We start from the raw sequence: 12851 nt of genomic DNA, 5'->3' as shown, positions 1-12851 counted from the left end.
CGGGGTGTGACGCGGGCCGCTGTCTATCGTCGCGGGCCTCGGTAGACTGGGCCGTCACACCGGTCGGTCGAGCGCAGGGCGGAGAACCCGTCCGCGGCGGGCCGGGTCGCCAAGATTTCCAGGAGTTGACCTCACAGATGACCACTGTCGCCGTAGTCGGAGCCACGGGCCAGGTGGGGCGCGTCATGCGTGCCCTGCTCGAGGAGCGGGACTTCCCGGCGGACAAGGTCCGTTTCTTCGCCTCCGCCCGCTCGGCCGGGACCACGCTGCCGTTCCGTGGCGAGGACATCGTCGTGGAGGACACCGCCGCCACCACGGACGAGGAGCTCGAGGGCATCGACATCGCCCTGTTCTCCGCGGGCGGCACCATGTCCAAGGAGCAGGCGCCGAGATTCGCGGCGGCGGGCGCTGTCGTCGTCGACAACTCCAGCGCGTGGCGCAAGGACCCCGACGTCCCCCTCGTCGTCTCCGAGGTGAACCCGGACGCGGCGAAGAACCCGCCCAAGGGCATCATCGCCAATCCCAACTGCACCACGATGGCCGCGATGCCGGTCCTCAAGGCGCTGCACGACGCGGCCGGCCTCAAGCGCCTGGTCGTGTCGACTTACCAGGCGGTCTCCGGGTCCGGACTGGCGGGCGTGGACACGCTCAACGACCAGATCACCGGCAACGTCGGCGCGGGTCACGAGCTGGTGCATGACGGTTCGGCGCTCAAGGTCGACGAGACCGGGCCGTACGTCGCGCCGATCGCGTTCAACGTGCTGCCGATGGCGGGTGCGCTGGTCGACGACGGTTCGGAGGAGACGGACGAGGAGCAGAAGCTGCGCAACGAGTCGCGCAAGATCCTCGGCCTGCCGGAGCTGCGCGTGGCCGGCACCTGCGTGCGCGTGCCCGTGTTCACCGGCCACACGTTGAGCATCAACGCCGAGTTCGAGAAGGACATCACCCCGGACCAGGCGCGCGAGCTGCTGGCCAAGGCGCCGGGCGTCAAGGTCGTCGACGTGCCGACGCCGCTCGAGGCCGCGGGCATCGACGAGTCGCTGGTGGGCCGCATCCGCCAGGATCAATCGATCGAGGGCAACAAGGGCCTCAACCTCATGGTGGCGGGCGACAACCTGCGCAAGGGCGCGGCGCTCAACACCATCCAGATCGCGGAGCTGCTGGTCAAGTAACGCAGCTGCTGGTCAAGTAGCGCGCCTGCCGGTCAGGTAGGCGGTCGCGGGGTACGCCGTCGGGAGTACGACGACGACGAGGTCCGCGGCTGCAACGACGGAGCCGCCGCCCGGTGTTCGCGCCGGGCGGCGGCTTTCGTCGCGCCGAGGGCCGAGTGGGCGGCACCGCCTCGGCCCGTCGCTCAGTTGAGGTTCCAGTCCTCCACGGGCTCGATGATGTTGCCATCGGAGTCGTAACGATAGAAGCCCTGACCGTCGCCGAGTCCTGCCTTTCCGGCGTCGATTCCCTCCTGGAGCATGTCGGCGAACTTGATCCTGGTGGGGTCGCCGGATGCGCGGGAGATGTTGGCGGCCACATTGAAGCCGACCGTGTCGAACACCTGGAACGGGCCGTGCGGCGAGTTGGTGGCGGTGCGCCAGACGTTGTCGATGTCGGCGGGATTGGCGACGCCGTTGACGTAGAGGGCGGCGCCGGCGTTGAGCCACGGGACGAGAAGGCTGTTCAGGAGGTAACCGGGCGTCTCCTTGTGGATGGGCACGGCGACGAGGCCGATCTCGCCGGCGAACTCGAGGACCGCGTCGAAGTACTTCTTGTCGGTCTGCGGCGTGACCATGACCTCGCCGGTGTTGTAGCGCCACACGAGGTTGGCGAAGTGAAGTGCCAGGAACTTCTCGGGGCGGCTGGTGTCGGCGGCGAAGTCGCTGGGCCGCAGCGTCGAGGTGTTGGTGGTGAAGATGGTCTTCTCCGGCGCGTGGGCTCCGATCTGCGCCCAGACCTGCTTCTTCAGGTCGAGCTTCTCCGGGATCGACTCGATCACCAGGTCGGCGTTGGCGACCGCCTCGGCGATGTCCGTGGTCGTCTTGATGGATTTGATGGCGGCGTCGAAACGGGCCTCGTCGAAGTCGGGGAGGTCACGCCGGTAGTAGCCGCGCATCCACTCCCATCGCTCGGGCAGTTCGGCGAGCAGTTCGTCCGAGATGTCGTAGCCGGTCACGGTCTTGCCGTGGTAGGCGGCCTGCATGATGATCTGGGATCCGAGTACGCCGGTTCCGAAAACGGTTACCTCGGTGATGTCGGTCAAGGTGATTGCAGCTCCTCTCGTTCACGCTGATGCGTGCGGTGGTTCCGCGAGACCGACGTTACGCCGGTCCGACCTGGGTCGCACAGGCTGACGGCAGTTTGCGTGTCGTGCGCCGTGAGAACCCCCGTCGGCCGATGCATGGGAACCGGCTGAGGCCCGCGGAATCGGTTGCTGCGGGCCCGTTGCGTCCGGTCGTGCCGAGGTCCGGCCGGTGCCATAGTGGGAACCGGAACGGCCATTGTGTCCGGGACCACAGTCGGGCAGATGGCGACACCACACGATCGTGCAGGTCATCGGCCTGCACTGACGAGAGGAACGCAGATGGCCATCAACGACGACGACATGATCACCTCCGCTGCCCAGGGCGAAGGGGTCGCCGACGGCGGCTCCAACCCGGGCGGTCACGACGGCGGCGCGGACGGGTCTGCGCACCACACCAAGGGCGAGGGCGAGGGCCTGGCCGACGGTGGCTCGAACCCGGAGGGTCACGACGGCGGGGCCGACGGGGCTGCCGATGCCGGCGAAGGGCCCGCTGACGGCGGGTCGAATCCGGACGGTGCTGATGGCGGCGCCGACGGTACGCAGTGATCCCTGGTGCTGGAGCGGTGCATCGGCTGCGGGCGCGATGAGTTCGCGGACGAGGTCTGGGGTCGGCGCCCGCTGCTGACCCGCTCGGCACAGCTGCCGCGCGACTTCTCGGATCTGCTGTCGCCGGCGATGGTCGACGAGATCATCGCCGAGCGGGGTGTGCGCACGCCGTTCGTCCGGATGGCGCGGGAGGGCTCGCTCGTGGACCGGGCGTGCTTCACCCGCGCCGCCGGCTTCGGTGCGCAGATCGCCGATCAGATAGACCCGGACGGGATGCTCACGCAGTTCGCGGCCGGGGCGACGATCGTGCTGCAGGGCCTGCACCGGTTCTGGCCGCCGATCATCGAATTCGTCCGGGGCATGAACGCGGACGTCGGCCATCCCGTGCAGACCAACGCGTACATCACCCCGCCGGCCAATCGGGGTTTCGACCCGCACTACGACGTGCACGACGTGTTCGTGCTCCAGGTGTCGGGCGCCAAGCGGTGGCGGGTGCACGAGCCCGTCCACCACCATCCGCTGCCTGACCAGCCGTGGACGGATCATCGCGAGGCGATCTCGGCGCGGGCCGCAGACGAGCCGGTCATCGACGAGGTCCTCGAGCCCGGGGACTGCCTGTACCTACCGCGTGGCTGGATCCACTCGGCGGAGGCGCTGGGCGAGACGTCGATCCATCTGACGGTGGGCGTGGCTCCCCTCACCGGGGTCGACGTCGCCAGGGCGGTGCTCGACGGCCTGGTCTCAGACGAGGAGCTGCGCGCGTCGTTGCCGCTCGGCCTCGCCCCTGTGAACGCGGCCCGGACCGAGGGCCACGTGCGGGAGGTGCTCGCGGCGATCGCCCGATCGGCCTCCGAGGAGCCGGACGCGATCGCGGCGCGGACCGGCCGGGCGCTCGCCGCCCGGTACCTGGAACTCACGCGGCCCGCGGCCATCCGCCCGTTGGCCACCCTCGATGCCGTCGCCGCGCTCGACGCCGACACTCCGGTGAGGTGGCGCGACGGCCTACACGGTTCGATCGGCCCGGCTGATGTTGCCGACAAGGTCGTTCTGCGCCTGCCAGACAAGTCGATCACCTTCCCGGCGGAGTGCGAGCCCGCGCTGCGGGAGATGATCGACGGCGACCCGGTCAGCGCCGGCGCGCTCCCGGGGCTGGACGCCGCGGACGGCGTGGTGGTGCTGCGCCGGTTGCTCCGCGAGGGTGTGGTGGTGGCTCTGTGAGCAGGCCTGCGGACTGGGAGCCGTGCAGTGACTCGTCGCTGCGCCGCGGCGATCCCCTGGAGGGGTCGGGGTCACGAGGTTTGCGGTGGCTGATGGTCGAGCTGTCCGGCCCGTGGGGGTACTCGGCGTTGCTCGACTCACCCGCCCTCCTCCCGGCGGAGCTGGGCCGCGAGATCGCCGGACGAGCCCAGGAGGCCGATGTGAGGGTGGCCGCGATCCGCAGGCCGGGTCGTCGTCGTCATACCGGAGGGCAACGCTGGCGGTGGGCGCTGGCCGACGCCCGCCCCGGGCACGAGGCGCTGCGCTGGGGCGAGGTGGACGGACCGGTCGGGTACGCGGAGATCCCCCTCGACGGCACCGCCGGGGTGCCCACGGACGAGCCGCTGGTCGCGGTGTGCGCGCACGGCAAGCACGATCAGTGCTGCGCTGTTCGGGGGCGCGCGGCGGCCGCGCGGATCGCCGAGCGGTACCCGGAGGAGACCTGGGAGTGTTCCCACCTGGGCGGGGACCGCTTCGCCGCGACGATGCTCGTCCTGCCGCACGGGCTCTTCTACGGGCGCGTGGACCAGGCGGAGGACCCGGCCGACATCGTCACCCGCTACACCGACGGCCGCGTCGACGAGCGCTACCTGCGCGGGCGAAGCAGCCACTCGGCGGTCGTGCAGAGCGCCCAGCACCACGCCAGGGCGGTGGTGCCCGACGACCGGATCGGCGCCTTTGCCCCCGTGAGCGTGGTCGAGGGCGACGAGCACGTCGAGGTGACGCTTGCCGGCCCGCGCGGTCCGGTCGAGGTGTGGCTGCGGGAGACCTACTCCGAGCCGATCTTCACGATGTGCCGGGCCCACGCCCCCGGGCCGGTGAGGCAGTGGGAGCTGATCGAGGTGCGGGGCGGCGGGTAGGGCCGGACGGCATGGTGAGGTGGAGCGAGGATGGTCGAACCGTGTGGTGCTACGCGGAGACGCACCCGACCGCGGCTTCTCGCCGGCACGCCACGTGAGAGGGAAGGGGCGTCGATGCGGCCGTTGATCCGCGCCGCGAGCCTGCGCGGGTTCGGGGCGCTCGTCACCGAACTCGGCGGGGATCCGGATCGGCTGCTCGCGCGGTTCGGCATCGAGCCCGAGACGTTGGCGGACGAGGACGGGCTGCTGTCGATCACCGACCACGACCGGATGCTCGATGCGGCGGCGGCCCACCTGCGCTGCCCGGACCTCGGTCTGCGGCTGGCCGAACGGCAGGACCTGACGATTCTCGGCCCCATCGCGCGCGCGATCGGATCGTCGCAGACTCCCGCGGAGGCACTGGAGTGCGCGGCGCGGTTCATGTTCGTGCACAGCCCCGCGCTGAGGATCGAGGTCGGCGACGACCCGTGGGGCCGGCGCGGCGTGATCGCCCTAACCTACCGCAAGGAGCTGACCGAGTCGCCGTACTCGCCGCAGGCCGCCGAGCTGGGGCTGGGGGTGTTCTACCGGGTCGCCGTGCATCTGGTCGGGCAGTCCACCGGGTTGCGGTCGGTGGAGGTGCCGCACGGACCACTCTCGCCGGTCGGCCGGTACCTGGGCTTCTTCGGCGTCGACGTGAAGTTCGACCGGCCCGCGGCCGCGCTGTGCGTCGACCGTCGGATGTTGGATGCCACGTTCGCCTCCGCGGATGAGGATCTCCGTCGTGCGGCCATCGATCACCTGACGGGTTCGTACTCCGACCCGGCGGACTCGGTGGCTCACCAGGTGCGCCGCCTCGTGGGGGAGCGCCTTCCCGGCCGCGTCCCCACCCTCGTCGAGGTGGCCGGGGCGCTCCTGCTCCACCCGCGGACGCTGCAACGTCGCCTCGCCGCCGTCGACACCACCTACGGCCGGGTCGTCGACGACCTGCGTCGGGATCGCGCGCACCGGTTCATCACGACCAGCGACCTGTCCTTCACCCAGATCGCCGACCTGGTCGGTTTCGCCGAGCAGGCCACGCTCAGCCACGCGGCGCGCCGGTGGTTCGGTATGTCCCCCGGGGAGCTGAGGCGGACCACCAACCTGTCGCCCTGACACAAGTTTCCCGCCGCCGGACACCGGATGCTGGTGTCGACCGCGGGAACGACCGGCGCCCTCCGGGCGGCCACCCCATCGGCGAGGAGGAGCGAACGATGCTGCGCGAAGATCCACCGCGTTCGGACCAGGTGTCCGGACCCATGCTCGAGCAGATCGGCGCGCGGCCGATCCCCGAATTCGACGGCGTCCACGACGTGTGGCCGCGGGGCGAGCGGCTGAGGGCGGTGCGCTCGGCGGCCGCCGAGTACAAGAAGCGGTTCGTGCAGCAGGGGCAGGTGCGGGCGGTGCGGTCAGTCGACGTGGCCGGGGCGCCGTACCCGGTCAAGTACGCCTTCGACAACGCGGTGTCGGTGCCCAGCCTGCCGTTGGTCACCATGATCAACCGCATGGTGGTGGTCCAGTACGACGACTGGAACGGTCGGCCCCGCACCCTGGTGTTCGAGCCGACCGTCCCCGCCGGTTCCGCCAAGGCGCCGTTCTACGCCAATCTGGAGAGGCTGGTCGACGCCGTCCCCGGCGGCCGCCTGGCCAGCAAGGCGATTCTCAAGTACTTCAACGAGCCCGGCGAGGCCCTGGCCAAGGTGGGGCTGCGACCGGAGGACGTGGACTTCCTCACGTTCGACCACCTGCACGTGCAGGACCCCCGGATGATTCTCGGCTCGAGCGAGGTGATCGCGGGCGAGCCGACGCCGCGCACCGCCCTGTTCGGCGACGCGCAGCTGCTCGTGCACCGCCGCGAACTGGCCACCCTGGAGGACCTGCACCCCATGCAATGGGCCTGGTACGTCGAGGACGGACTCGACGGCGTCCACCGGGACAGGTTCGCCGTGTTCGACGGCGACATCGAGCTCGGCCCCGGAATCGCCCTGCTGTGGACGCCCGGCCACACGGACGGCAACCACTCGCTGGTCATCAACACCCCGGACGGCGTGTGGGTGTCCTCCGAGAACGGCATCTCCCTGGACAACTGGCAGCCGGAGCTGTCGAAGATCCCCGGCGTCCGCCGCTACCACCGCGAGTACGGCCGCGAGATCTGCCCCAACGCCAACACCCTCGAGGACGCGCTGGACCAGTACGACTCCATGATCAAGGAGAAGACCCTCGCCGACCCGTGCCCGACCGACCCGCGCTGGCTGCAGATCCTGCCCTCCACCGAACTGGCGCCGTGGAAGCGTTTCTGGCCGGTGGTGCCGACGTACTGCCACGGTGGGATCTCCTACGGCGAGATCCGCGCCGGACTGAGGGACGGGAAGTGACGACGACGACGAGGATCCGCAGCGCGCTCGTGACCGGGGCCGGTCGCGGCCTGGGCCGAGATATCGCGGGCCTGCTGGCCGACCGCGGGTATCGCGTCATGATCACCGATCTGGACGAGCAGTCGTCCCGGACGGCGGCCGCGGAGATCGGGCGGGGTGCGCTCTGGGCCGCTGTCGACATCCGCGATCGCGGGCAGGTCGACGAGGCCCGGGACCGGCTGGTCGCGGAGACCGGGGGCGTGGACGTGTGGGTCAACAACGCCGGCGTCCTGCTCACCGGCCCGGCGTGGGAGCAGACCGACGAGCAGCGGCGGCTCATGCTGGACGTCAACGCGCTGGGGACGATCAACGGCACGGTCGCCGCGATCGAGGCCATGCGCGGCCGCAGCGCTGGTATCCCGGGCACCGGCGCGACCGGCAGTGGCGGGCACATCGTCAACATCGTCTCGCTGGCGGGGATCTCCGCGGTCCCGGGCGAGGCCGTCTACGCGGCGTCCAAACACGCGGTGATGGGCTTCAGTTCCAGCACGGCCGCCGACTTGCGGCTGGCCGGGGTGGACGATATCGACATCTCGTGCGTCTGCCCGGACGGCATCTGGACCCCGATGCTCTTCGACAAACTCGAGGACCCGCAGGCGGCGCTGTCGTTTTCGGGTGTCCTCCTGCAGTCGGAGGACGTGGTGCGCGCGGTGGGCAGGGTGCTGGAGTCGCGGCGCCCGGTTACGGCCGTCCCGGCTAGGCGCGGGGCGCTGGCCAGGCTGGGTGCCGCGTTCCCCCGCCTGGCGTCCGCCCTCCTGCCGCTGATGGCCGCCAAGGGTCGCCGGAAGCAGCGCACTCTCCTACGAACGCAAGGATCGTCCCGCTCGTGACCACTCGGACAGACCCCTCCGTGATCATCCATCGTGAGGTCGACCTGCAGTCCCGGTTGCTCTACTGGGCCGGGCGGGCGACGCTCCGTCAGGTGTACCGCTTCTGGCCCATGACCGGCGCCGGGATCCGGGGGCTGGCCGCAGTCGAGCGCGGGTTCTCGCGACTGGCGGGCCCCGCCGGGGTGCGTGTGGAACGGACCGTGCTCGGCGGCACCGCGGCCGAGACGTCGACCCCCGATTCCGTCGGCCCGGACGCATTGGCCGACGTGACCCTGCTCTACCTCCACGGCGGCGCGTTCGTCTTCTGCGGCCCCGGCACCCACCGTGGGCTCTGCGGCCGGCTAGCGATAGACCTCGGCGTGACCGTGCACTCGCTGGACTACCGGATGCTGCCGGAGGTCGACCTGGCGACCGTGGTCGCGGATGCCTACGCCGGGTATCGCGCTCTGTCCGAGCAACTGCCCGCGGATCACCGGATCGTGGTGGCCGGGGACTCGGCGGGCGGGTACCTGGCCGCCGCGATCTGCGAGTTGGCCGCCCGCGACGGCGTCCGCCAGCCCGCCGCGATGGTGGGCTACTCGCCCCTGCTCGACGTCGATGGCGAGGTGCGTGAGGGGCCGTGGGCCACGCGCGACTCCTACCAACCGGCCGTCACGGTGCAGCGGTTCCAGAGGCTGTGGCAGCGCCACGCCGACGGGCTTGAGAGCAGCCGCTCGATGCTCACTTGCGATCCGGAGGTGTTCCCGCCGACGCTGATCACCCTGGCCGCGGGCGAACTCGTGGAACCGGCCGCGCTCCAGCTGACCGAACACCTCCACGCGGCCGGGCGGCCCGTCGAGACCCATCGGTGGTACTCGGCAGTCCACGCGTTCCCGGTGCTCGCCGGCCTGACCCCGCACAGCCGCCACGCCGGCAGGATCACGGCCGAGTTCTTGCGCCGGACGATGACGGCGCCGGTCTCACAGCGCCCTCTCTCAAGACATGCACGAGATGGGTCTTGACCGTGCCTTCGGACAGGTGCAGCGACTCGGCGGGCTGCCGGTTGCTCGAGCCCCCTCGGCCACGGCGCGCAGGACCTCGGACTCCCGGTCCGTGAGCACCGGCCGAGGACCACGCATCCGGCTCAGTAGCCGGGCGGCGACCGCTTCGCCGCGACGATGCTCGTCCTGCCGCACGGTCTCTTCTACGGCCGCGTCGACCAGGCGGAGGACCCGGCAGACATCGTCACCCGCTACACCGAGGGTCGCGTCGACGAGCGGTACCTGCGCGGACGCAGCAGCCACTCGGCGGCGGTGCAGAGCGCCCAGCACCATGCCCGCGCGGTGGTGGGAGCTGATCGAGGTCAGGGGCGCGTAGGGCGCGTCAGTGCGTCAGACGCTCTCCACCACGGGCTCGGACAGGGAGTCTGCCACGGCCTCGGCGGCGGTCTCCTCGAGCGGGATGGTGCAGGCCAGCGGCTCGCTGCCGGACCAGTCGTGGCCCCAGTAGCTGTCGGCGGTGATGTTCTGCGGGAGGTACTGGTCCTCGTCCACCATAAGGCCGTCGTAGCCGAACTCGATGTCCCAGCCGCCGGGCGCGCGCAGGTAGTAGGACACCATCTTGTCGTTGGTGTGGCGGCCGAGGGTGGAGGAGATGCCGAACCCGTGCTCGGTGGTGCGCTCCATGGCCTGGGCGACCATGTCCATCTCGGCCACCTCGAGCATGATGTGCACGATCCCCGGGCCCATGTGCGGGGCGGGCATCACGGCGAAGCTGTGGTGGCGGGGGTTGACGCCCATGAACTGGATGCGCAGCGGCGGCATGCCGGGGGCGGACGGGAACGGGAACGCGCCGCGGGTGTGGAAGCCCAGCACGTCGCGGTAGAAGCCGATGGTGGCGTCGTAGTCGGTGGTGGGGACCACGAGGTGGCCCAGGCCCAGCTCGTCGGTGACGAATTCGGTGCGGTACTTGGTGGAGACCTTGGAGTGGTCCAGCTCGGCGCCGTGGAAGATCTCCAGGCGCTGGCCGCAGGGGTCCTCCAGGGTGATGGCGCCGTCGACCTTGATGGCCTGCGTCTCGTCGTGGGTGAGGTCGCGGTAGGCGATGCCGTGCTCGGTGAGGGTGGCCCGGACGCGGTCCAGGGCGATCTCGTCGCGCACCTCCCAGCCCACCGCGGCGAGGTTGTCCTTCTCCGCGCGGCGCAGCGTGATGCGGCGGGCGCGCTCGTCGAGGCGCAGGTGGAGGGTGTCGTCGTCGCCGCCGGCGCCCACGCCCAGGTCCAACACGTCGTGGGCGAGAGTGCGCCAGCGGTCGAGGTCGGTGGTGTCGATCCTGAGGTAGCCGAGGGCCCGGATGTCGCCCATGGAGTGTCCTTTCGCCGATGAGGGTCCCGTCGTGCCGGGGGTGCCGCCGCCCGGCGCGTCGCGCGCGGTAGGGAGGGATGAGGACACTGTGACCGCGTTGTGGCGCGCGTCACCGGTCGATTCCGGTGGGTGGGAAAGGTGCAGGTGGGGTGGTGGGTTTTATGACGACGACGAGGATTAGCCATCGCACGGAGGAAGCCGCCGCCGAGTCACGCTGATCGGGCGGCGGCTCCGATGCGGCTACGCCCCGATAACCGACGCTTCCGCGAGCACTTCCGCTGGCATAGAGCGGTGAAGCCGCCAGCGGAACCGAATAGGCTTGTCACCTTCGTACGACTCGATATCGGCTCCTCCTAAAAGGAGGAAAGGTGCCGTGCCGACTTCGTCATCCGGAGAGTTGCGGACTGCCAAGAGGATGTTCGTGCCGTTTTCTTTGTGCGCGATGTATCGCCTGCCGGTGGGCGATGCTTGTCTTGTCGTGGACTGGGACTCCCAGTCAAACAAGTCCTTTGTTACCGGGATGTCGCGGTACATCGTGCTCTGGCTGAACGTCTTCTCGTCCTTGTGCAAGTTGATTAGGAAGAGGTCAGTTTCGACCTCAGGGGACCATAGAACCCCCTCACGGTGTGTGCCGGGTCGGCGGTCCATCGACGTCCACTTAAGACCGGAGAGTAGCTCTTCGCGCTGGTAACGCGCATGGGAGCGGAGCGGGAGGTTGCTTAGAGAGCCACCGAGAGGCAGCGGCAGCAATTCGATGTTGTCCCTGGCGGCTTCCATTAGTTCGGGAATTTCATCGAGAACGCTCGGGTATCGGGACAGGAGCTCCACCGCGTCATCGAATCGGTCGAATTTGTCGCGGGGAAACATGAAGTCGATGAGCATCCGCGCCCATGGATCGGATTCACTTACTGAATCGCCGTTGCGAATGGCCGTCGCGACGTGTGTGTACCCGTCGATACGGTCGAGGTCGTCCACAGTTCGCAGTCGGTGGAGTCGCTTGAGGAGGGAGTGCTCATCCTTTGGGACCGCGGGATCTCCCTTGGCCTTAACGACCACTGTGTGCCACGACCGATCCGCTCTGTAGACGTCATCTAGCGTGCGATTGGTCTCTCGAAGAAAAGCCGACAGCGTTTTCTCCACTCCAACTGTTCGTAGGTCAGCCACTAGCGCGGTCATCTTCGAGTTGTTGGCTGCGCGCTTGACGGACTCCAGCACCTCGGCGCGGGTAATCTCGTCGAGAACAATCCGGGACGCACCTGGCAAGGTGGGGTATCCCTTCTCGAGGTCTTGTCCGAGCTCCCTCCGGGTGCGGCCGGTCATCAACAGGTATCGGGCGGATACGTCAAAGTCGGCGCGGTGATGGCCCACGAAATCGAGAACGGTGAGCACTGATTTGGCGGGTGACCTGCGCAGCCCGCGGCCCAGTTGCTGGATGTAGACGGTCGAACTTTGAGTCGGCCGGAGCATAAGCACCACGTCAACCTCGGGAATATCAACGCCCTCGTTGAATACGTCCACCGTGAAAATGCAGTTGATGCGACCTGCTCTAAGGTCACTGATGCCGCGTTCGCGGTCCTCGCGAGCGGTTTTAGCGCTGATCGAGATTGCAGGAATCCCACGGTCTGTAAACCACTTAGCCATGTATTCGGAGTGCTCGATGGTCACGCAGAAACCGAGAGCACGCATCGCTCTCGGGTCGAGCACCTTCTCTCGAAGCGCCCGGTAGATGAGGGCGTTACGAGCATCGTTGCCGGTGTACAAGTTCGACAGCTGAGTGGGGTCGTATCCGGACGACGTCCATTTGACGGTACTGAGATCCGTCTCGTCCGAGATTCCGTAGTAGTGAAATGGGCACAGAAGATCTTGGTTGAGGGCGTCCCACAGGCGGAGCTCAACCGCGGTTCGTCCACCGAAGAACTTGCTGACGTCTACCCCGTCGGCTCGCTCGGGCGTCGCTGTGAGTCCTAGTAACTCCGATGCCTCGTAGTTTTCTAATAAATGCTGGTAGGTAGCAGCCTCTGCGTGGTGAAACTCGTCGACGACAATGACGTCCCATGACGAAGAGATTCCGGCCTGTGCTCCGCGGCTAATCGACTGGATGCTCGCAAATATATGGGTGCCTCGACTCGGTCGCTCGCCGCCCACAAGTAGTTCTCCAAAATTCTGGTCGCCGAGAACGCTTCGGTACGTTGCAAGCGCCTGAGTCAGAATTTCCTTTCGGTGGGCGACAAAGAGGAGGGTGGGGTAAAGGGGCCCTTCCGGAATCAGAGTGCATTGATCCGATTCTG

11 protein-coding genes and 1 pseudogene are annotated in these 12851 nt (G+C 68.7%); 9 read left to right on the top strand and 3 right to left on the bottom strand.

Annotation, left to right across the window (positions count from 1 at the left end):
* Positions 1-137: 137 nt before the first annotated feature.
* The gene (locus G6030_RS04245) at positions 138-1172 is read left to right on the top strand and encodes an aspartate-semialdehyde dehydrogenase (protein ID WP_007632984.1); all 1035 of its coding nucleotides are present in this window, start codon (positions 138-140) and stop codon (positions 1170-1172) included.
* Positions 1173-1354: 182 nt separating this feature from the next.
* Here the strand turns inward: G6030_RS04245 and G6030_RS04240 are convergent, their stop codons facing one another.
* Positions 1355-2254: a 3-hydroxyacyl-CoA dehydrogenase gene (locus G6030_RS04240; RefSeq protein ID WP_182642304.1), complete on the bottom strand. Its 900-nt coding sequence runs from the start codon at positions 2252-2254 to the stop codon at positions 1355-1357.
* Between the two features lie 321 nt (positions 2255-2575).
* On the opposite strand from G6030_RS04240, the gene G6030_RS04235 reads away from it, so the two are divergent.
* The 8 genes and pseudogenes from G6030_RS04235 to G6030_RS16360 all read left to right on the top strand — a co-directional run.
* A complete protein-coding gene (locus tag G6030_RS04235; RefSeq protein ID WP_182642303.1) occupies positions 2576-2842 on the top strand; it encodes a BatC protein in 267 nt (88 codons plus the stop codon).
* A 6-nt stretch (positions 2843-2848) separates the two neighbouring features.
* Positions 2849-4060, top strand: coding sequence for a cupin domain-containing protein (locus G6030_RS04230; protein WP_182642302.1), 1212 nt, complete (start codon positions 2849-2851; stop codon positions 4058-4060).
* Between the two features lie 92 nt (positions 4061-4152).
* Positions 4153-4959, top strand: a complete 807-nt coding sequence (locus tag G6030_RS04225) for a sucrase ferredoxin (RefSeq protein WP_241724144.1) — start codon at positions 4153-4155, stop codon at positions 4957-4959.
* Positions 4960-5073: 114 nt separating this feature from the next.
* On the top strand, positions 5074-6093 hold the full coding sequence (locus G6030_RS04220) for an AraC family transcriptional regulator (protein WP_182642301.1): 1020 nt from the start codon (positions 5074-5076) through the stop codon (positions 6091-6093).
* A 98-nt stretch (positions 6094-6191) separates the two neighbouring features.
* A complete protein-coding gene (locus G6030_RS04215) occupies positions 6192-7352 on the top strand; it encodes a hypothetical protein (RefSeq protein ID WP_154829233.1) in 1161 nt (386 codons plus the stop codon).
* Positions 7349-8221, top strand: coding sequence for an SDR family oxidoreductase (locus G6030_RS04210; protein WP_341255216.1), 873 nt, complete (start codon positions 7349-7351; stop codon positions 8219-8221). The genes G6030_RS04215 and G6030_RS04210 overlap by 4 nt, the downstream gene beginning before the upstream one ends.
* Positions 8218-9222 (top strand): alpha/beta hydrolase, encoded by a 1005-nt coding sequence (locus G6030_RS04205; RefSeq protein ID WP_182642300.1) that lies wholly within the window; start codon positions 8218-8220, stop codon positions 9220-9222. The genes G6030_RS04210 and G6030_RS04205 overlap by 4 nt, the downstream gene beginning before the upstream one ends.
* Before the next feature lie 132 nt (positions 9223-9354).
* Positions 9355-9540 (top strand): annotated as a pseudogene (locus tag G6030_RS16360) (sucrase ferredoxin); the annotation flags it as partial.
* A gap of 51 nt (positions 9541-9591) precedes the next feature.
* Here G6030_RS16360 and G6030_RS04200 read toward each other — a convergent pair.
* Together G6030_RS04200 and G6030_RS04195 are read right to left on the bottom strand one after the other, a co-directional pair.
* On the bottom strand, positions 9592-10563 hold the full coding sequence (locus G6030_RS04200; RefSeq protein ID WP_182642299.1) for a VOC family protein: 972 nt from the start codon (positions 10561-10563) through the stop codon (positions 9592-9594).
* 240 nt (positions 10564-10803) lie between these two features.
* Positions 10804-12851: DUF3427 domain-containing protein (locus G6030_RS04195; RefSeq protein ID WP_182642298.1), on the bottom strand; the 2048-nt coding region annotated here is incomplete at its 5' end.

Source organism: Dietzia sp. E1, from assembly GCF_014145015.1.
Classification (GTDB): domain Bacteria; phylum Actinomycetota; class Actinomycetes; order Mycobacteriales; family Mycobacteriaceae; genus Dietzia; species Dietzia cinnamea_A.
The sequence above is the reverse complement of the archived record's forward strand: the minus strand, read 5'-3'. Positions and strand labels throughout refer to the sequence as shown.